The organism is Acinetobacter sp. 102, from assembly GCF_037028485.1.
Taxonomy (GTDB): Bacteria; Pseudomonadota; Gammaproteobacteria; order Pseudomonadales; family Moraxellaceae; genus Acinetobacter; species Acinetobacter higginsii.
The window spans coordinates 155293-178073 of sequence record NZ_JAZEZK010000005.1 but is presented as its reverse complement, the minus strand read 5'-3'; the positions used below and the strand labels follow the sequence as shown (position 1 = coordinate 178073).

Genomic DNA, 22781 nt, shown 5'->3' with positions numbered 1-22781 from the left:
ATAACTAAGATTAGATATCGCTCTGGGCAAGCAGTGTCACTTCCCCACAATGAAGCATCTCCAGTAAGCGTTATAAAACAGGTCTAACCTATCGCCCCATATATAATTTCAAACCCAGTGTGATTAACACGAAAGACTTGACACCGACTATTTCTTTTTCAATTTCATTCCATAAATCATCAGAAATGTATAAATCACGATATCTTCTATTAATTTATAGCGACTTTGTTGAATAAAAATTTCACAACCATATAATTTAAAATTATAATAATCAAAAATTTATCTTTATGCAATAAGTCCAGTATATTTAGTAAAATATAAAATTAAGTCACAGTAAGATCAATTATTTTCCAACCTTTTTGTTCAGCAAAAGCAAGGTGCTGGTTAATGTTTTTTTTATGCACAGCTAAACAAACAAAATGCCTTGGGCGGGTCATAGCGACATAGATTTGTTTCATAAACTTAATTGTCTGTGGTTTTGGTTGTGGAGGTTGTTGATGCACAAGGTAAATAAATACATTTGAAATATCATGTGATCCTCTAAATGTTGTTTCAACTACCAAAGTTGCAGCATGGGTTTCACCTTTAATACTGTGTATAGTTGCAACTTCCATTTCTATATTTTTGTTATTAATTTCAATAGAAACTTTATTTTGTTCACAATTTTCATTATTGCTTTGTACAGATGGGGGGTGCCCATCGTAGCTAAGATACTCTGGGATCTTTAATAAACCATTTAAATTAAAAATTTGGAGTATTTGCGAAATTGAGCTATCCCAAAATTCTTTATTTAAATTTTCTTTTCTTAATATAGATATAAATAATTTATTGAAATCTTTTAATTTTGATTCTTTTTTTAGGTATTTTTTAATACTAGTAACTCCGTATTCTTGTGGTTTAGTATCTATAAGAATCTTTTTATTATTAATTTTTGCATAGTAACATATTCCTTCTAATACGGATTTGTAAATTTCTTTAGAATGCCAATTTTGATTGATATTATCTCGCTTAAAACAATAAATAATTCTTTCAGGTCTATAATTTGATGATGAATTACATTTATTGAATTCTGGAAAGTAATTAACTAAAGATATATTGGTATCATTTTTAGCTCCTATAGCACCTACAATTTTAATAGGATCTGTTTTAAAGTCTGTTAACTGATTAGAGCATAGATTTGCGAAAGCATTAATAGTTTTATGTTGACTTGCACTATCTATTAAAAAAATAGTATTTTGAAAATTTGATGTAATAGCTGATGTTAAGCTTAACCTATTACAACTTAATCCAGAAGACAAATTGGCTATAGTCTGGTTAAACCGATTAGAGTCAGTAATGTTATGATGATTCTTGCCATTGTAAGATGTGTTTAAAGGTTCATTACTACTTTCGAAAATACTTTGATCAGGATCCCCGAATCGTTGAAGATTAGAATCCTGATTAAATATTATACTCAAGATATCATCTTGATATTTATAGGTGTCTTGCATTTCATCTATAAATACAATAGGGAATCTTTTTCTTATAGATAAGGCTGTTCCTGCATTCTCATACATATTCGCACTTGCGAATTCAAACATTTCTCTATAGAAAAATAAACCTTTGTCTATTAATGATTTTTTTGCATTGACTAGATTCGTATAGGATGAAGATTCAGATTTTCTTGTAAATCCAGGAACATTTAAATTTAATTTATTATTTATAAATTTATATTGAAGATCGGAAATCTGAGCATAACTTCTATTTAGGTAAGCTGTAGTACCTGGGGTTATGTGAAATGATAAAATTTTTGTACAAACTTCATCATCGACTTGATTCACAGATATATTATTCTGGCGGCAATATGGTATAGCCAGATATCTATTTATAAATTCTTGGATGGTTCCAATAAAGTGTGGGTAGGATAAAATTGTTCTACCATGTTCATGTTTTTCAAGTCGAGCAATAATTTCATCTTTAGCAACATTAGTATGACTAATTACACAAATACCTTTATATGGACTATTCCATTTTTTTGCTAATAAAATAAGCTTGGCAGCAATTAATGTTGTCTTTCCTCCGCCAGGACATGCTTGAACATCAATAAAATTTTTTAAAGCTTCTCTTCGACTACTATCAAATTTAAGGGACATTTCTATTTCTAGTAAATCAATATCCGCATCTGTAATATTAATCATGATTATCTCCAGTTGCAGTTGCAGTTGCAGTTGCAGTTAACTCTGGGAAAGCCTCTGTTACATATGCAATTGCTTCTAGAATATATGATGGAAGAGCTGCCCGGAGTTCTGATGGTCTATCTTTATATTCTCTTTTTAATATATCGACTAACTTGTATGTTGCCTCTGTTTTTCCTGAACCTTTATTTTCAATCATGCTATATATTTTAATTGCATTTTCTTCGATATCCTCAGGTAATGATGAAAATTCAGAGTCAGTATCTACTTTTATTGATTCATAAACTGACTCAGCTAATCCGTATTTACAAAGGCAATATTCAAAAGTCCAGTCATTAGATACAAATGTTCTAACATTATCACCATCTATTTCTCGTTTCTTTTGAAGATGATTATCCATTTTATCCTGTGTATCATAATAATCTTTCCAATACCTTAAATTTCCTTTTGCTCCAGTAGCTGTATTAGGAAATTTTTTCTTCTTAAATCCGATAGGGTTATCATCTCTCGCTTCAGCGTTCATTGGCCAAATATCTAGATCTGTAATAGACGCGACTTTGATTGGAAGCGTTGAAGTTGTATTATTTCTACGATAGATCTTTGCATAGCGTTTATAAGCAAGATTACCAACATTAACTAAGGAAACTCCATAATTTTCTAGAGGTCGATCTAGTAGTTCTGCGATAGTAGGTAAAAGAATGTTCTCTCCATCACCTTCAACGATTAAAATGCCTTTAGCAAAAAACATATTTGCTTTACTAACATCTAAAAATTTTTCTAAAAATGGATAGTCTTCAGAATTGAGTAATGTGCATCCTTTTCGTAACGGAAATGCAGTTCCATTATTCAGGATAATTATATTCTCTAAAGGTGCTTTAGAAGCAAAGTGAGGACTATGAGTCGATAATATGCATTGTAGATTTGGTTGATCTTCAGTTAAATATTTGAGGAACTTCATCTGAAGTTGTGGATGCAAATGTGCTTCTGGTTCTTCTATGAGAAGTAATGGGAATTCATCGGAACTTTGAGATAGCAACATTAGTTCTGTTGCCATGAATAGTAAGTTGCTATATCCAAGACCATGAGATTTACCTGCATGATCAAGACCTAATGATAATCTTTCTAAAATGATTCGGAAAAGAGTATGCCTTTCTGTCTCATTTAATTCTTCTAATGCTTTGCTACCTATCATATTTAAAGATGGATTAAATTTTTTATCGTTGAATGTGATTTTGTCCAAAAGATCTTGAATTTGTCCTTTTGTAGCTATAACAGCAGTATCATCCTTTATTGTCTGATTTGCATCAATCATTGTGCGAATAAGTCTTTCGACATTTGCTTCATTTTTGCCTAATGATTCGTGGCTTGCTAGGATTTGAGATAATCGAGATGCACGGCCTGCTGATAATTCTCCTTCAACGTCACGTAGAGGTTTTAAATACGTTGTTGAAAGATACATACGTGCTGCTTTTTCTAAGGGAGGTCCTTCAGCATTTTGTCCAGAATTAATATCTGTTTGAATAAATTGCCCAACTTTATTGGTTAATTGTTTGATAGATGCGGTTAGGTTTACGTATAAAAATGCTTCAGATTGGTGCTGTGTATTTTTGATATATGTGATGTGCTCTGGGAATATGCTTTGGTCATCAATACTAAGATCTGCAAATTTCAATTGAATATTGAGAGTATTTTTCCCATCATGGAAATCAGTGAGTACAAATTTTGTCCACTCTGATGAGTTTGTATCTAGCACAAGTCTGATCGCATCAATAAGAGCCGTTTTGCCAGAGTCATTTTCGCCTATTAGAAGGTTTAGTCCCTTATTAAACTCAAGTTCAAAATTTTGAAAAATACGAAAATTATTTATTTTTATGGTTTGTAAGTACATGCTTTTACTCTTAGTGTTAATTAAATATTGAATTTATATCATATTTTATTCATAAAAGTCTAAGTAAATAAAACTTCAGATTGAGTTATTCATTGGATTTTATCGGTATAAAAAAGACAGTATTTTATATGAAATAATGTGAATCAAGGATTTTAGGCTGAATAGCCACCGATTTTGTAGACACCTTTTAGTTAGATATTGGACTATCTTCAAACCTCAAATGAAGCTCAGCTATTCGATGGATTAGAGGCATCTATAGAATGTTCAATCTCAAATATTATGACGTCAAGCTCAGGTACTGCAAATTATCGACATGATAAAAAGAAGAAATTTGAATAGTCAAATTAAATATATAATTCATAGACATGGATACAAGAAATGGGTCATTGTTTGAATTGAATAACCACCTTTACTCAAACATTTGCTAATATTTATTAAAAAATATCAATACTCTGCTTAAAGTTTATGAGAAAAATCAATGATGCGGAAGAAATCCGCAACATTGAATATGGTGCCTGAAGGCGTGGTTGTGTGGTTACACACTACTAGTTTCAACCACTTTATTTCAAATCTTATTCTCACCCGTGTTCATAATTATTTCAAGATTTTGTGATATATAAATCCGTTTTAAAACCCTCTTCACTTACTACATACATATTGGTATTATTTCCATTTATCCATAATAATTGTTTCTTAATACTCTCTAAGAAAGGAAAATCTCCTTTCTCTTGAATTTTACGCCAATTAAAATATTTGATCTGCCAATAGCCAACGCCTTGATCCAAACGAATATCAACTTTCTTACCGGATTTTAATGTGAGAATAAAGTAACGAGGATGATCTATTTTTGATCTAGATACATGTAAATTCAGTTTCTGAGATAATTGATCTTCAAAATAATTTACAAAGAAGTTCTTAAATTCTTCTAATTGTCTGAAATCTGAATATAACTTCTCCTCCTGTACTTGTTTATTTTTAAAGGAAGTTGTTATGGTAAATTTTGGACGATTACCTAATAATTTCTTTACTTCTTTAAATATGCTGCTTATTAAAATAATATTGGCTGGAGATTGAAGGTATCTATCAGAATATTCTATCTCTACGACATCATCATTCATAGGATTATTTAATTTAGAAATAGGTAAAATTTTAGACCAAAATTTTTCAGCAAATCCATCTATCGAATCAGCGTCAAAGTCTTCATCAATTTTTAAACGGTGAAACTCATTTTCATAAGATTCAATTGCCTTAAAATCAAAACTAAATTTTTGCAATTGCAACTCTGGATAAGATGTTGATTTATAACTTGGGCTTTGGCTTTCCAACCAATATTCATTAAAGCAACTTACCTCTGCTGATTGATTATATAAGGTAATTACTTTCTCTTTACTTACAATCTGAGTGTACAAATATTCAGACTTGAGATTAGTATTTACTGCAAATGAAACTCCAATTTTTTCCAAAGCTAGCATTTCTTGTTGTATTTGTGCTGTCAAATGCAAATTTGGTGAAACTACAATGACTAACTTAACATTACTGCTCAAAAACTTAAATAGTTTTTTCCTGATCGCAGTACATAAAATATCCCAGTCTTCGCTCTTACCTGTTAAGTTGAATGTAACCTGTGTTGCGCCATAGTTTAAATACTGTTCAACAATCGAAAACGGGGTTCCAGCAATAAATTCTGTTTCAGGAATTGGAGACTCTAAATAAGTTAAAAAATCATCCCCTAACCAAGTTAAGGCTAAAGTACGATCTAAGAATTCAATATCATGTCTTGTTTGGTTATCAAGTAAGCACTTGCCGCACACTGAAGAACAGGTTTCATCTATACAATAGAGTTTCTCTATCAGCAATCTCAAAATTTCTGTAATAAAATTGGCTGCTGTAGTTGAAAAACCTGCACCACCACTAAGATCATCAAAAATTTGTAAAACTAAAACTGCTTTATCATCAATTTTCTTAACTTTTATTCCATAACCCAATTCATCAGTAGCAATACCCAATTTAGTCGCTATTGCCTGACGTAAAGCCACAACCAATGTGGTCGCAATGATTGTACCTTCTTCAGATTTCAAAATGTATTCATTACGAGCCGGATGTTTTAAAACAATTTCCAATACATCGGTTTTAATTTGACAGCCTAAATGAATATTAGATTTAACAACGTTTGAACCACCGCAATCTGGTCGCTTAAATTTATCACCATCTTTTTGAGCTTTAAGTGCCTTATGTGGACGATCTGGAGTTAAGGTACTTGGGAACTTCGCTTCACCATCATAACTTTCTTCCATTGAATCGGCTCGACCACACTGCATACAAATGGCAAACCCTGTGCCGTTCAAACCTGAACTATATTGAAAAACATGCCCATTTGGATCTACATTTAAATATCCCAAATTAGCATGTGGCAATGACCAACTTAAAGCCGTTTCTGAAAGACCTACCCAAGGTATCTGAACAGGAATATATTTTTGCGTAGTAACATCATTATTAGGTTTATCATAAAAATCGACACTAAACCCATTCGGACGTAATACCTTTTTAACATCTTTAATAATTTCGCCACATTCAATATTTGTACATATCAACTGCTCTTCATTCGACAAAACACCCGATGTTAGCCCTGTTTGACCACAGTGATGACACATCCAAGCATAATCAAATTTCTGTGGTTTCTTGTCATGTTCATTATGAATATTTTGCCATGCAAGTGATATGCCTCTCGATGTATAGACACGACCATCAACGATGACTTCTGCACCTGGTGCATATTCACGTATAGCAATAGCAATATTACGGCTTGGTAAGCCTTTTACTCGCGATAAATTATCCTCACGATCAAGACGACTTTCCAAATCCTTTGTTTTTCTGCTCTTTGAAAGCTTATCCCAACGATCTTTCTCTAGCTTATTCGTATTATCAAAGGTAATCACATCTGTTGGGAAACCATAACTTGGTAAAAAGTTACGCATCGCTAGCTCAGATAATAAGTATGCTTGGGTTAAACGGTATTTTTCGCATGTTAATCGATAAAGATAACTGCTATTAGGATTCGTAGCTAGTTCTTGTTGATACTCTCTTTCAACGATGACATATTCTTCCAACCATTCTATCTTGAGTTCTCGGATTTTTGTCACACAAGCATCTATGATTTCTGTATTATCAATATCTTTTAATGCTGTGCCTTTTTTCAAAAATTCTAATACTTGTTGATAATCTTTTACTGCTTTGCCCACTAACCATTTTTCAAAGGTGTCGCAAATTGAATCAGATTGACCATCTTGTTTAAGATAAAACCATTTCAAATCTAGTTTAGGTCGATCAATATCAGTCTCCCCTATTTCTTTGATTAAAAATATGGCAAGTAATTGTGCATTGATATGTCTCTGAATCAACCGTTGTGAATTAAAGCTCACATGAGGTGCCTGAATTGCTGTGTTATAAGCCCATAATGGTTGCTTAAACACTTGCTGATCGTGTGGATTATTTTTACAAATAGTATAAGAAATAGCACGTGATTGACTACCACGTCCTGCTCGCCCTGTACGTTGTAAATAATTGGCAGGATGTGGAGGAACATTGTTCATAACCACTGTTGATATCCCACCAATATCAACACCCATTTCCATGGTCGTCGAACAATTTAAGACATTAACCTTACCTGACTTAAAGTAAGTTTCATACTGCTTGAGTAAATTTGCCGACTGCTGTGCCGAATGCTCCGCTGTACGGTAGAAGAATCCTCCCAATACTGCGCTATCCGACAAGTCTGTCCATAAATTTAGTGATCTTAGCTTGCTCACTGCTAAATCTTGGTGAAGTGCAGTTAGATTTTCATGATCAAACTGCCATAGCTTTGGAAAAGCCATTTCTTCGGTTTTATATTTATCAGTATTTTGTGGCAAACTTATCGGTAAATACGGAGTAAATCCTTTAAAAGTAGTGTCTATTAAACGATGCGTAATTGGGCATAAAAAGACTTTATCCAGTAAACTAAAGGTTAGTTTTTCCTTTCTAAGATGATATTTTGAATTTCCATCTTCAACTAAGAATTCAGCTTCTAATACTTGCCATGCTTTTTTTAACCAATCATCAGCTATATTTCGATGTGCTTGCAAGCTTAGATCTAATTTTGCACCTAACACTAAAAGTTTGACTAGACGGTGATTTTTAGACACCGATGCCATTGGCCACGCCAAAATACTATTGTCTTTTGAGCCATCCTCTCTTTTCTTAAATTGATCACTTAATTTAAAGCTAACTACATGCTTAGGGCGTACAGGTCCACCCATCCATTGTTTCCATTCTTCAGCAAGATCAATCACTGTATTCTCACGAATATAGTAATCTAGAATAACTTTAATAAAATCCTGCCAATCTTGAATACTTAATTTTTGCTCTTTCCAATAGTTAGGTAGATCACTTAAGTCTTTTAATCCTTGGTAATTAACTTTTACTAACCCCAAAGTTTCTAAGCTATTAGCATTTTTAGGTCGACGTGAAAACTCACGTGTTAGTAACATTTGTGCTAGTTTAAGTGGTCCTGCTTCCTCAAAAATTTCACCTGCAATATGACGATTTGCTAGTAAAATTCCATTTTTGAAATCAGAATCTTTCGCTAACTCTAGACATAAGTCGTGCCATTTAATTTCAGGAGCATTCATTGGCTGCTTATTGGCTGTTAAATCGCTTAACTCATCTTGTAAAAACTCTATTCTGGCAACATTTCCTTCTTTCTCTGCTTCACTTAGTCTATGACGTAATCGCATCTCCATCGGATCTACGTTTTTTGCTTGTGCTTTTGTATGTTGTATTAAAGCTTTAAGTACAGCACCACGTAAGCGTGAGCGTTCTGCTTCTTGTTGCATCTTGACAGATAAACGTGCAGTACCTTGACGGCTATCTGTAAATGTAATTAAGCGCTTGCCCTTCGCTGGCATATCCCATGGTGAACAATCTTTCAGATCTTTAAATTCACCGTCAATAAATTCTGGATCACTAAAATTTTTGCTTGCTTCATCAATATCATTCTGATCAATATCTGGACAATATTGTAAAAGTTGTGGAACAGTCTGCGTAATATAGTAAGGTGCACCTAAAATCGCACGCTTGAACGGTAAATCATACTTGGACCCCTCTGAGCCGCACTCAGGGTTACTACATAAAACTGGATCACTGCTATTATGAGGCTCAAGATAATGTACATTTAAGGCATTTTTAGAAATTTCCCCAAGTTTTAAATTATCTAAGTTCAGTTGATCTCGACGATAGTTTTTGTCTTTATTTTCATTCGAAGAAAATATAACTAAACGATTCTTTATCGCATTTTTAAACTCACGTTCTTCTTGCTCTTCTGTTTCATTATCAATAAGTAATGCAAATTCATCTTCAACTTCAACTGTCCATTGTTTCAGAACATCTTCCCTACCCAATAAACCTAATAAATGTGGTTCCTTACAACTCTTACAGAACGTTAGTTCCAATACAGGTGCTCCACAGGCACAGTTTTCTTGATGTGTCGCACAGACCTGGCCAAAGCTCCAGTTTTTTAGATCTTCAGATTTTTGATCACACTTATCATTTATACAACTCCATAATCCATGAGTTACACGTTGATAATAGTTAACTCGAATCTTGAGAAAAGCTTGTTCCGTACTAGAAGGTTTTGTAAAGGTTAATAGATCTAACCATTTTAAAATCTCTTGTTGAGATAGCTGAAAATCTTTTTCTAGTGTTTTTTTGAATAAATCTTCTAGTGTTAAAGCACGTTCTGAGCAGATACATTCACGTAAAGTCAGTGCGATTGGGTGTCCAGACAGTTTATGATAACGCTCAGAGGAAATCTCTTGTCCTTCATCAATAGACACTAATTTATCAAAAGACAGAAGATTACTCTCAACCGAAGCTAATGAAGGTACTTCACGTTGACCACCAATCACCAAAATATTCTCAATACTTTGACCTGAAATCTCTGATAAAAATTGTTTCAGTTTTTCTTCTGCATCTGCACCTGCAATCGTTGCAGATGTTGCGACAAAGCGAACGTCTTTTGCTTCTACACCAAATGCATGTAGAACACGACGTAGTTGCATCGCAAGTTCAGCTGCTTGTGAGCCCATATAACTATGAGCTTCATCCAATACGATCCAACGCAATTTTCCTTGAGATTTTTGCAAAATAGGCGCATCAATTTGGCGCACCATCATATATTCCAACATGGTGCCATTTGTCACCAAAATAGGAGCCGGATTTGATCTTAACTCTTCACGTGTGAATATTTGATTCGGATGAAGATTTTGTTCTCCAGTTTTCTGTGATTTATGCTCTGGTGTATTACCATTATATAAACAATAACGAATAGCATTCGATGGTAGGAAATGCCGCGTCCAAGCATCTAAACGTTCTTGTTGTGAGTTAATCAGTGCATTGAGTGGATATAAAAACAATGCATGTACACCAGTTAAGGATTGCCCTGCTTGAATAAATTCTTCATACAAGTCATTTAGAATGGGTACCATAAAACATTCCGTCTTACCTGAACCCGTTCCTGAAGTCACAACAATCGATTTTTTATCTTCTAACAAAGCGTTCCAGCTCTGTAATTGATGTACATAAGGCTGGTAGTTACGATTAAAACGATAAGCTCCATTTTCTTTGTGATCCAGAGCATCAATCACATTTGCATGAAGTAATTCACTACTTAAATCATCTAAAGTCGGCTGTCCTTTTTTCCAAGCAAACATTTGTTCAATCACAGGCGAAGATAAAAATGATTGATCTTCGCCCATAGCTTGAGACATTTGCTGTCCTAGAACATCACGTAGTCCAGGATGCGAAATCCCCAATATACTCAGAGTCGCTTCTTTATTTTTTTGGATACTTTCTTGTGTTAAAGAACTAAAATACTTATACATTGTTACTTCGCTTCTAAAATTAAATATTTAACAATTGAACTAAAAATTTGATTAAACCATTGCTCATCAAATGCAATGATTTGCTTAAGTTGCAATATATCGTAGGCACTCAATTGCAGTTTAGAATGATGCTTAACGTTTATATATGCTAAACAAAATGGTAAATAGACCGCATCTTTATTCCACTGACTTGCCAATTGACAACTAAAAGGGAGCTTCTGCATACAGTCAAAGTAAACCCATTTATTCTGCGAAAGTGCCGTTGGCCATGCTTGATCTTCTGTTGCACTATGATTTCGTTGCAACATACGTTGATACTCAGATTTTTCTAAACCGCCTATAAAGTTACCTTCAAATATCCAGTCATTTAAAAGCTGAAAATTGTATCCTGGTCCAAATGAACGTTGATTGTATAAATAAAATGGATGGAATGACTCAGCCAATAAAGGAGTAAAATTTTTTAATTTTTTTAAAATATGTTCTGCCTTTAAACAACCATAAGTACCATCATCACCAAGCATTTTCTGCCAGTATTGAATGACTTGTAAGGTTGCATTCTGCCAAGATGAAACAGGTATTAAAAACCATAGTACAGATAATTCAGTTTCAAAACGACGTAAAATGTCGAGAGACAGATCAAGTTTAAATACAGTAATAGCCAATTGATCATAATTTGTCGCTAGACCCTTTAGGACTTCAAAAGTATTTAAAGGCAAATGATCATAATCATGTAATAAGGTTTTCACATAATTCCAAAATACCTCATTATTGTCATAATTCAACGTCCGTATAAACTGCTTAATCGATTGTTTATTCTGACCAAAACTACGTGTTGCCTCGGTTAATGCTTCTATTTCACTATCTTGAGGATAATCAAATTCTGGAATAAGCTTGGCTCTAAACAATGTAGAATTTTTTGTAGGTATTAATAAATAAGGTGCAAGGCTCATATCCAATTCTGGAACTTGAAAAACCTTACCTATCCATTCATTTTTTTCAAGTAAAACGAGAGGTGTAACTTGTGGTTGCACTAATGACATAGCCTGAGGCTTAAAAGATAATAAAGCTTCGTTGTTATAATAAGCCTTAATACTTTTACCCCAATTAAGTTGGTGTGCATAATGCCGAATGTTCAATTTTTTTTCGCTGTGATGATAGCTAATGGCGCATTCAACAAAACTATCCAAATCATCATCTAAGGCTAAAACTCCTTTTACATCTTCTACTAGCTCATATAAATTAATAGAAGAAATGCCTTGTTTAACCTTTATTTTCTTACGATAAAAAGGTACAGCATGTCCCTGATTTATTTTTGTTTTTAATACAATATCAAAATTCAACTTAGCCGCGCGGTCATAGGAGTACACTTGCAGTTCAGTATTCAATAAGTCGTGAATTACTAAATCTTTTGATGTTACTTCTTTTTGCTCATTAATTAGTTTAAAACCTCTTGCAGGGAACGGAACAGTAACAATACACTCTCCACCAAATTTAAAGGTTATTTTTAAGTTTAATGCTAAAGGTACTACCGCACATTTCACTTGGCACTTATAGGATATTCCTATCTTTTCATACACTAAGCTTGAGTGAGAATTCGATACTTCAATGTGAATTTCTGCATCCGATTCAATATCAAGTATAGCCTGATCTAGTGTCACACCTGCTTGTACCATAACCTTAAAATGTTTTGGCAAAATAACCACTTTCTTTTTTAATAAACTTTCACCTTTACTATTTTTTAAAGTCAGCATTTGCTGCCCTAAAAGTAAATGCAAAGGGGTAGTCTCGATCTGATCATTCCCACGAAATAAGGTATGTGTGCCATAAGTTTTTAATGCTGGCTTACCCATAAATGCTAAACTTGGGGAAGTCTCTAATTGGCTGATATTATTTTTTCTAAACAATAACTGCTCAAATTCAATATCAGAATGTCCACATTTGATTATTATTTGATCATTATCTTGTGTCAATATCTGTTGCTGCCCCCTAATTTTATACAGTTTAAATGTTAAAAACTGACCTACAGATTCAAAAAGTTCTGCTGATTCTACACTGGTAAACCTTGCACCAGTTGGCAGACTAATGAATATTTCAGGTGCTTTGGTTTTTAGAGCACCTTGGGCAATATATTTTGGTTTTTCTTGTATTTCAAAAGCTATAGGTAAGGTGTCAAAATCGAGAACCGTATCTTCTAATTCAATATGACTGAGTGCTACTCCATCCACCTCTAAACATAGATATAAAGCTTCATTGTGGAATTGACGATATATGTCTTTTAAAAAACCTCTATTAATTTCTGCAATTACTTTATTATTTTGCTGCGAAAGATAAGTCGTACATAAAAATTGGCTTTTATGATTCAACCCTTCTTTAATGACCAAATTACCACGTGTGCGTCGCAACTCGACATCTTCACTTAATGTAAATGAAAGTTCTTCTGGCAAGTAAATTGTACTAGATAAATATTTAAAATCTTCAGATAAGCTATGAGTACATTTTAACGCTTGGCGTAATTGATGATGCTTAGATATTTCTTCTGAGGCCGACTTAAATAAATTTCTTAAAAAATCCTCTACGATCGTTTGGTCTTCATCAATAGGCAACGGAAATTCACTACGCCAATGCTTAGATTGCTGATCTAAAGTGGCAATAGGGTCTTGGAGAGCAGTTAATTGACAGCTTTCTACTTTTTCGATAATTAATCTTACAATATCAAGCACTAAAGATAGTGTTTCATCATGCTCAAATGCTTGTGGTAAAGTCTTTAATTCTTGTTGTACCTCAGCTCTTAATTCATCAATATGAGATTTATTATCTAAATATAAAGAGATCACTTTTTGGAAAATCGCAATATAACGATTTCCATCTTCTTTTAACAAGCGTGACGGGAATCCACCCTCTTTAAAAATCGAACCTAAATAGTTATTGGTTTTACTATATTTAATAATCGGGCGTTTCCAAAATCTCAGTCCCTTAATTACAACTTCGTTCCTGGTGTTTACCGGTAAATCTCTAATATCTAAAGCAGTTAAAATGGGATCCCATGTCCATTTTGCAGTATATTCACGTCTAAACCATTCAGCAGCATACAATGTAAATAAGTTAGCCCATTCATCGCCTATACGATTTATATTTTGGAATTGAAAACTTGTTTTAAGAATGTTTTCAATTTCTTTAAATTCAGGAAAAGATAATTGATATTGATAAAGTACACGTGCATCAGCAGATGTTAATCCCCTTGTTTTTAATATCTGCGCTAAATACTGTCTAGAGCTAAAATTTAAACTACACATCATTAAACACTCGAATTTTAAATATTACTTGCAACTATCTGTAACTTTATTATGCTTTACAAGCCTCTCCCTGAAACAGCATATCATTTTATATTGTTTTTATTAAGAAAAATCTTTTATAGACAAGCCTAAAAACAAAACGGAAACCACCTGTAGGTTGTCTGGTGAAGCATTACCGTGGCAGTCCAGTCTATGAATCACATAATTAAAAAATGCCACTTATTTGTGGCATTTTTTAATTTGGTTAGAGGTGGATCAGGAAATTTGAACAACACTTATAAGTGATATTTTGCTCCCCAAATGATGTTATAAACATCAATATATGGAGTATTTTATGACACGTAGACCAAGAAGAAATCATTCAAATGACTTTAAAGCTAAGGTAGCACTTGCTGCGATTAAAGCAGAAAAAACACTTGCTGAATTGAGTGCTGAATTTGATGTTCATCAAAACCAAATTATTGACTGGAAAAATCAACTGATTTCAGCTTCCTCGCAAGCTTTCGATCAATCAAAAGCTCCAACAGAACCACCCATCGATCTAAAAAAACTACATGCAAAAATCGGTGAGCAGGCATTAGAAATTGATTTTTTAGAAGGTGTGTTGAAGAAACTGGGTCGCTTCAACCACAAAAGTTAACCGATGACTCACTTCAGATTTCAGTATCTAAGCAAGCTAAGCTGCTGAAAGTCTCCCGTGGTTGTTATTACTATCGCCCAAAACCTGTGAGTGAATCAGATCTGAAGCTGATGCGCTGTATGGATGAGTTACATATGCAATACCCTTTTGCAGGTAGCCGTATGATGCGTGATTTATTGAATCGTCAAGGACATCATATAGGACGACGTCATACACGTACTTTAATGAAGAAAATGGGCATTAATGCGTTATATCGTAAACCAAATCTAAGTCAGGCCAATCAAGCTCACCGTAAATATCCATATCTGCTCAAAGGATTGGCTATTCAGCGCAGTAATCAAGTGTGGTCTACGGATATAACGTATATCCCTATGGCAAAAGGCTTTGTTTATTTATGTGCTGTGATTGATTGGCATAGCCGCAAGGTACTTGCGCATAGAGTATCGATTAGTATGGAGGTTACATTTTGCATAGAAACATTAAATGAAGCTATTGAAAAATATGGCCGACCTGAAGTCTTTAATACAGACCAAGGCAGTCAGTTTACCAGTGATGCATTTATTGATGTATTGAAATCAAATGGCATTCAAATCAGTATGGATGGTAAAGGTCGATGGGTTGATAATGTGATGGTTGAACGATTATGGCGGAGCGTTAAATATGAAGAGGTGTATCTCAAAGCCTACAGCAATGTTTTGGATGCGAAGAAGCAATTAAACGCATATTTTGAATTTTATAATTTGAAACGACCTCATTCGAGTCTGGACAAAATGACTCCAGATGAGTTTTACTATGACCAGCTACCACAACAAAATAAGGTAGCTTAACTAGAGCAGAGTATCACTTATAAATAAGCTTTTAGTTGTTCAAACAAGTGGGACCACCTCTGTTTGACATTAACGTCCTATAATCTTTTGAAGATAACCACAATTGTTAGGTTCATCATATGCTGCATAACCTTTAAGATATTGATCTAAAATTCTACCAATGTGATTGATAACATTAAGATCCTTTGTTAAAAACCCGATAGGCATACTTACAGGCAATCTCTCTGAATCACTCACATGGTAACTAATAGCAACGAGTTCATTTTTAATGAGTAATATTTCAACATTACCATCACAAAATCCTTCTCGTAAACCATTCAATATATTCGCATAGGGTTTAAAATGATTTAACCACTTTTTAGCAGTATTTTTATCATATTGATTTCTGATAGGTAAGAATACTTTTGATAGTGTCCCCTTATTATCCTTAAATGCCTCTTGCAAGGTTTCAAACGCAATCCCTATTTTTGAGGTCATACCCCAAAATGGATTTGATGGTGCAATCCAAATGATTTCCGTTGAATTATTTTCCTGATTAGATCCTTTCACTCGTTTCGAAATAGTATGGATTTCTTTCTCTAATACTTTCCAATTTTCTTGCTGGTAAATTGGACCAACCAATAAATTGTAATTTACCCCATCAAATATTTCACCATTGATACCATCTTGTACATCAGTTAAATTTGTTATATGTCCCTGCTCGTTTAAGAATTGTGAAGTGTAGCAATCTTCAAATATTCCCTGAGCTTTTACAATTTCCTTTACATTGCTGACACGCTTCATTTGATCTATTTGTTCAGCGAGTAGTGAATGCATCTGATCTGAATGACTCAAATCTGAAAATTTATCTAGTAATAAGGGATCACCTTTATGATCCAATTTAAAATCTACTTTTATCCTTAATGGGCCTTTATAAGTCGGAATTACTGAATTAATCATGTATAAATGAGGTCGATGATTATCCTTGAGTACTGAATTTGGAAGGAAATTGTTTTCCGCAATCAGAAAAAACTCATCTTGAAATTTTGTTCTCACATGATCAGCTGCGTATGCTTCATGTTCTGGAGGTGCATTTATTTTTAAACCGCAAGCCCAATTTCTTATCCCGACATTTTTTTCATTTTTGAAAAAACAAAATGTAGCTAACTCAAATCTTATTTTAGCCGTACTTTCTTCAATCGAAGTCAAACTCACATCTGATGCAACATCAGTAAACAATTTCTTTGCTGAATCTGTCAAACCCAAACGACCATCAGCATTTAATTTAATAAAGTCTTGTTCAATCAAATCATCTATCGCTTCAGTTGCTTCAATCTCAGTTAATCCAAAATACACAGAGATTTGCATTTTAGTCATTGGTGCAATATTAAGCAGACGGAGTATATATTCTCGAATAAAGGATAAACCTTTCCCTGAAACATAGGAGAAATTCACAATGAATTCTTGTGATGGTATTAAAAAATCAATTTCATGATACTTTAATTGTGCGTTCATACCATTTCTCCTTTCAAAGTTTTAGAAAAGACAAATCTGTAGCCTTCATCAATACCTTTTTCTTCCATATGCTTCACCACTTTTCCAAATGGCAGATCTTTATTCCTTCCAGTCCAAACATTCTTATTACCAACTACAATCAATCTATCCATCGCACGCGACAATGCAACATTAATTCGATTTGGCATAATCATGAAGCCAGGAGTATTAGATTTGTCAGAACGTGTGATTGAAACGATGATGATTCGATTTTCTTTGCCTTGATAACTATCCACAGTATCAATGTTGACTAGATCTTTGAAACCTTCTGGCCATGCATTCTGATTGAACAATTGCTGTAAATATCGCTTTTGTTCTGCATACATACAAATAACACCTATAGCTGCATCAGTTTTTCTAACACTGTTAAGATAATTAATCAAAGCATCATCTTCAGCAATCTGCTTTAAAATAGTCATAATCGCTTTTGCTTCTTCTTTATTACGAATCTTCCCTCTATTCTGTTTAACTTCTGAATGGAAGGCATCATGCCCCATATCAGATGTATCCACCCATGTTACAGTTGAACGTAATACATCAGCAGTTTGCTCATAATGCTGGGAAATAGTTCGTCCCGAAGATTCTAATTTACCTTTATAAAAAATTTCAGAAACTAGATTTCCGATAGGCGTTGCCATTCGGTATTGTGTCCAAAGAGATTCACTAGCTTGTTGGCCATAGCTTGAGTTAAATGCTCTGTCGAAATCACTTTTGAGCAAATTATCAATTTCGTCATAATTACCATATGCAAGTGAAATACCTAGTTTTCTCGCGATCACATTTTTTTGCTCAGGAGAATAATTAGGTGGGAGTTGATGGTGATCACCTACCAATAACACTCTCTTGCCTGATTGCATTGCTATAGCTAACTCACCCGATTGAGAACGAGCTGCTTCATCAATAATGACCCAGTCATATGTGTTTTCACGGATATTTAAATGACCTTGACCAATACCAACACATGTACCAATCACAAGCTGACGAGAGCGTGCATAAAATTCATCATAATTTATATAGTCTCCAGAGAGCGTATCAATCATCTCTTTAGTGACTTTAGCTAATGCCAGAACACTTCGGGTTTCCTGAATATTCAATCCAAATCTAGTACTTAATGCTTTTATAATGCGATTTTTTAGTTCAAAATCTATTATGGTATTAGATGAAATTTCTACATTGAACTCATTGATACTTTGGTTGCGAATTGATACTTCAAGTTCTTGGATTTGAGCAGCTAAGTCAAAATCAATGGTTTTATTCAGTGTGTTTGAATTTTCAACTTCATTAATATTCTTAGAGATCTTTTTCAGACGAATTAAATCATCGATTTGCTTAAATAGCTGAAGTTCAAGCTCGACCACTTTGACCATCACTTCGGATTGTAAACCTAATGCTGTAGCCAAAGAAGAAATACGAGTTTTCATCTCTGCTAAAAAGAGTTCGCGTTTTTGGGCGGTGATTGCCTTTGAAAACACATCTTTTAAACCATCTGAAACTGTATTTTCACGATTACTAAATCGAACAACTTCAAGTGGTGTTTCCAAACGAGCACAGTGTTTACGAATACGCTCTGCAGCATTATTTACCGCCTCATGTGACTGACTCACCAAAAGAATATTTTTTACATTTTGCTTTTCAATCAAATAGTGTACAAATGCTGCAATAAATTCTGTTTTACCTGTGCCTGGTGGACCTTGTAACAATGAAAGTGGACCACTATTAATCAATCTTTGAAAAGCTTTTTTTTGCTGAAGGTTTAGACTAATTTGATTGCCATGATCATCTTTTCGGTTATAACGATCGAAATCTTCATCTTTAACTTTTATGTCATAATAATTCGCTGTTAGCTTACATTCTGGATCAAACAATTCAGCCAAATCTGAAATAATGCTCTGTTTATTTAGAATACGTTCAATTGCGTATTTACGTTTTCTTAATGATGCATTACTTTGCATCGAGCGAAAATAAATCATACTCCCTTCTTCTGGAGGATAGCGAGTATTTCTGACCTTAGTAATATGTACTTCATGAAGATTCGATGCCTTTAAATCCACCTCACCCAATTTAAACTCTTTCGTAAATTCTTTTGCTAATTCATCATTGTATTCAATATCTTCTATTTTTTTCCCCTCAGCCTTCAAAGCCTTGTGGTCTATTTTGTTAATAAATGCAAACACCTTATCTGTATCTGAATCATCAAAACTTTCTAAAGGATCCTTTACTGCATCGTAAGGACATATAAATGTATTGTCTTTCACAAATGCTGTGTCTTTAAGTTCAATTGATGGTGAGGCATCAATTTCTGCATCTAAAATCGCAGTCCATAATTTATGGGTATCCAGTTTTTTTGATGCCTGTTTTAAAGGAATATCCTGTCGCTGATTTTCAGGGGCATCGCTCGAAATAACAATTGGTTGTATAGATAGCTCAGGAATAATATCCACTTCAAATACTTGAAAATTATCGTTTTTTTCAAATAATGGTATTTCATTCTTTTTCTGATCTGCTTGTAGTTGTTTAGCTATATGTTCTTTAAGCGCAGAGTCTACAATGTCGATAAAGTCGGTTTGTGTATTAAGAAAATTGACAAGCTCAGTATAGTTACGTTGATCAGATGCCTTGATCTGTATCTCAACATTTAAGCTTGCTTGGCTATTCTCTTTTTCTTTTGCTGATAGATAATCTTTTTTACGAGGGACCATACCACCAAAGATTGATCTGTTACCGCGACTTGAATCATATTGCAATGAATATGTGCCACCAATTCCATTAAACGTTAAGCTCGCTATATGCTCATGTCCCTCAGTACGAGCTGATATCCCAACATACATCTGCATATTTTCAGGATAAATCGTAAAACTTTCGCTCACACGATTATCATATACAGTAATAATTTTCTTGGATTTATGACCTAACTTATCAAAAGCTTGCTTAAATCTCGCAATTCCTTTGAAGCCAAATTCTTCATCTTTCAATTCATTCTGAATTGCTTCAGCCAATATTGGATAATTTTCTGATCCCTCACCAAAATTAAAGCATAGAATCTCGCTCGCCAATTTCATCACTGCATAATTATCACGCTGATAAGCATCAACATCGTATTGCTCTGGTGCATATTGAGTATTTCTAGATTCTTCTCCAGATAAATTAAAATCTGGTATATCAATGAGGTGGATTTGCCCACTATTTTTATCTAATAAAATGTTCTCATCGTGCAAATCACCATGTGATACGTGAGCTTCGTGCAGATCATCAATCGCTGAAATGAGTTTCCCAATATCCGCTAACCGTTCTTCATTACTTATGTCACAATTCACATCCACATATTGCTGATATTTCTGACGCCAAGATTGGCTATCAGCAAGATACTCTGTCACAAGAAATAGACTTGAAGATTTTTGTGCAATTCCAAAGTCTTCTATTCGTGGAATATACGGAGAATTGATAGCTTTTAGCTTTTCAATTTTCTTGATGAATTTATGTATTTGAAAACCTTCTAAATCGGAGGCGTTAATTCCACCAGTGTTGAGCCAGGCCTTAACAAGCAATCCGTTAGAGCAGTACACTTCCTTTTCATCAGTTTCAACAAAGAAATCTATGTCATCGTCAGGTTTAAATTGACGAGAATGATTAATACTATTGCGATATGGCTCTATTAAATTTGCATCAAAAGTGATTATTTCAGCACGCTTAGGCTCTGCCGCATGAAATGCTGTAGTAAATTCCGAGGCATCTTTAAAGCTCTTGTTATAAATTGCGTCATAAAGTACCGGAGCATAGAACGCAGCACTATTCTTTAAGTTATTTTGTAATGACTGTAGACTGCCTTCTGAAATACGCTCCTTATGTAACAGATGCCAAAGCATAATTGCCAAAGCATAAACATCAGACTCAAAGGGTGTGTTGAATTTTGTATTCTCACTTTCAGTTCCAACTGCTTCTATTGCACCGACAGCCAGTTGCTCACGATAATCGCCTACTGTTCCTGCAGGTTTAAAATACGCACATGCCAAATTAGAGATTACAACTGATTTCGATTGAGAGAGCCACAGACTATGAGAATTAATATCACGGTGTGCAACTGTTACCTTATGTAATGATTCAAATTGCGACATTATGATCTTAGCAATTTCAAGTAAATCTATTTCGCTATATAAACTTGCATATTTACCAATAAATTCGTTAAAACGAAAATGATTAGTCGGGAACTCAAACAATTCTGCACTTGTCGTAGTAACCTCATCTTGGTCAAACGGGGTCAATGACCTCAAACAATGGTTCCAAAGTTCTTGGTTATGAGTTTTTAAATATTGCAGAACATTGCGCTCTCTTGAAACTATTTGTCCTCGTCCATCTGGAGTTAATCCTTTCACCCCTGATACTTTACTAAAGTCCCACCAGCGAAGGAGTGCTTCATTTTTAAATTGCCCTTTGGTGACTGCATAATATTCTTTATAAATGCCGTTTGGATGATCAAAAATCGTATCTGCAGCTGTATAACCACCAACATTCAATGACCTAGCATTAGTTTGATTTCCCAAAAATAATTCATCAAATATATCGAAATCTTTATTTACCGTACGTTGCATCGGGTGGGTTATCGGAAATTTATCGTTGAACTCAGATGTATTGGCAAGTTTTAAGAAGTCATCCAGTGAAATTGTAAATTCTTTATCAACACCCTGTAGCTGACTAAAGTCTGCATTACCAGTCATCACAACAAGATATTTAATGAATGGTACTCGCCCTTTGTTAGTAAATTTATTCTTATATTTTTCTAATTTGTTCTGTAATGTAAATACCTTATTCTTTGTCACTGATACAGGAGAAGTCCCCATATCGCGATCACCTTTATACCAACGACCATTAACAGAAGTAACAGGTTGATGATTCCAATCTTTAAGCTCAACAATGATCACATTGCAATGCGTCACAATAACAAGATCGAATTCACCTTCTTTACCTTTTGAATTAGTAAAGCGAAATCCCGCATAACCTTTCCATGGAAACATCTTGCCCTGTTTAGTAAAAGCAGCTCTAATTTTTTCGATAGCGATGATTTCTTGCGATTGAAGACCGCCTTCCCAAATTTTTATGTCCAAAATACCCTCTTAAAATCTCAAAGTTGAAATTTATTAAATACTTACAATGAAGTCACTATAAATTGCTAAAAGAAATTTTTCTATCAGTATTTAGAATTAAATATTCAGCTATTTTTTCGTGGATGTTAAGAAATCAAGTACGGACAGTAACCACTAAAAAAGAAGAGTCTTTAGAACTTTTTGTAGACTTTAATTTTAGAAAATATTGTATTACAGGACAGGTTCATGAACCAATCAAACCTATATATAAGTATATAATTACATAAAATATTAATTTTATTGAATTTTAACAATATAATTAATTATGAAGTAGACTTTAGGTAAACATAAGTTAAATAAATAACACCTGTCATTTTATTCATTATTTATGATATAGGCTATACTTTTAGCTGGTCTTAGTCAAGGTAACG

7 protein-coding genes are annotated in these 22781 nt (G+C 33.9%); 1 reads left to right on the top strand and 6 read right to left on the bottom strand.

Annotated elements, in window-relative coordinates; genetic code table 11:
- Window positions 1–323 precede the first annotated feature (323 nt).
- The 4 genes from WA352_RS06785 to WA352_RS06770 all read right to left on the bottom strand — a co-directional run bounded on the left by WA352_RS06785 (window position 324) and on the right by WA352_RS06770 (window position 14275).
- A complete protein-coding gene (locus WA352_RS06785; protein ID WP_336141622.1) occupies window positions 324–2177 on the bottom strand; it encodes a UvrD-helicase domain-containing protein in 1854 nt (617 codons plus the stop codon).
- Window positions 2170–4062, bottom strand: a complete 1893-nt coding sequence (locus WA352_RS06780) for an ATP-dependent nuclease (protein WP_336141621.1) — start codon at window positions 4060–4062, stop codon at window positions 2170–2172. Before WA352_RS06780 ends, WA352_RS06785 begins: the two co-directional genes overlap by 8 nt.
- Before the next feature lie 599 nt (window positions 4063–4661).
- Window positions 4662–10979 (bottom strand): DEAD/DEAH box helicase, encoded by a 6318-nt coding sequence (locus tag WA352_RS06775; RefSeq protein ID WP_336141620.1) that lies wholly within the window; start codon window positions 10977–10979, stop codon window positions 4662–4664.
- Window positions 10980–10981: 2 nt separating this feature from the next.
- A complete protein-coding gene (locus WA352_RS06770; RefSeq protein WP_336141619.1) occupies window positions 10982–14275 on the bottom strand; it encodes an STY4851/ECs_5259 family protein in 3294 nt (1097 codons plus the stop codon).
- Window positions 14276–14594: 319 nt separating this feature from the next.
- Between WA352_RS06770 and WA352_RS06765 the strand changes: the two genes are divergently transcribed.
- A protein-coding gene (locus WA352_RS06765; RefSeq protein WP_442892226.1) for an IS3 family transposase occupies window positions 14595–15739 on the top strand; the annotation gives its coding sequence in 2 pieces (ribosomal slippage) (window positions 14595–14859 and window positions 14859–15739; 1146 coding nt in all).
- A 69-nt stretch (window positions 15740–15808) separates the two neighbouring features.
- Here the strand turns inward: WA352_RS06765 and WA352_RS06760 are convergent.
- A complete protein-coding gene (locus tag WA352_RS06760; protein WP_336141617.1) occupies window positions 15809–17233 on the bottom strand; it encodes a hypothetical protein in 1425 nt (474 codons plus the stop codon).
- Window positions 17230–22371 carry an AAA domain-containing protein gene (locus tag WA352_RS06755; protein WP_336141616.1) on the bottom strand — a complete coding sequence of 1714 codons (5142 nt, stop codon included), beginning with the start codon at window positions 22369–22371 and terminating at the stop codon, window positions 17230–17232. The genes WA352_RS06760 and WA352_RS06755 overlap by 4 nt, the downstream gene beginning before the upstream one ends.
- Window positions 22372–22781: the final 410 nt, after the last annotated feature.

Bases quoted from the DNA above. Each gene is read 5' to 3' on its own strand.
- WA352_RS06785 (WP_336141622.1), bottom strand. From the start codon at position 2,177: ATGATTAATATTACAGATGCGGATATTGATTTACTAGAAATAGAAATG.
- WA352_RS06780 (WP_336141621.1), bottom strand. From the start codon at position 4,062: ATGTACTTACAAACCATAAAAATAAATAATTTTCGTATTTTTCAAAAT.
- WA352_RS06775 (WP_336141620.1), bottom strand. From the start codon at position 10,979: ATGTATAAGTATTTTAGTTCTTTAACACAAGAAAGTATCCAAAAAAAT.
- WA352_RS06770 (WP_336141619.1), bottom strand. From the start codon at position 14,275: ATGATGTGTAGTTTAAATTTTAGCTCTAGACAGTATTTAGCGCAGATA.
- WA352_RS06760 (WP_336141617.1), bottom strand. From the start codon at position 17,233: ATGAACGCACAATTAAAGTATCATGAAATTGATTTTTTAATACCATCA.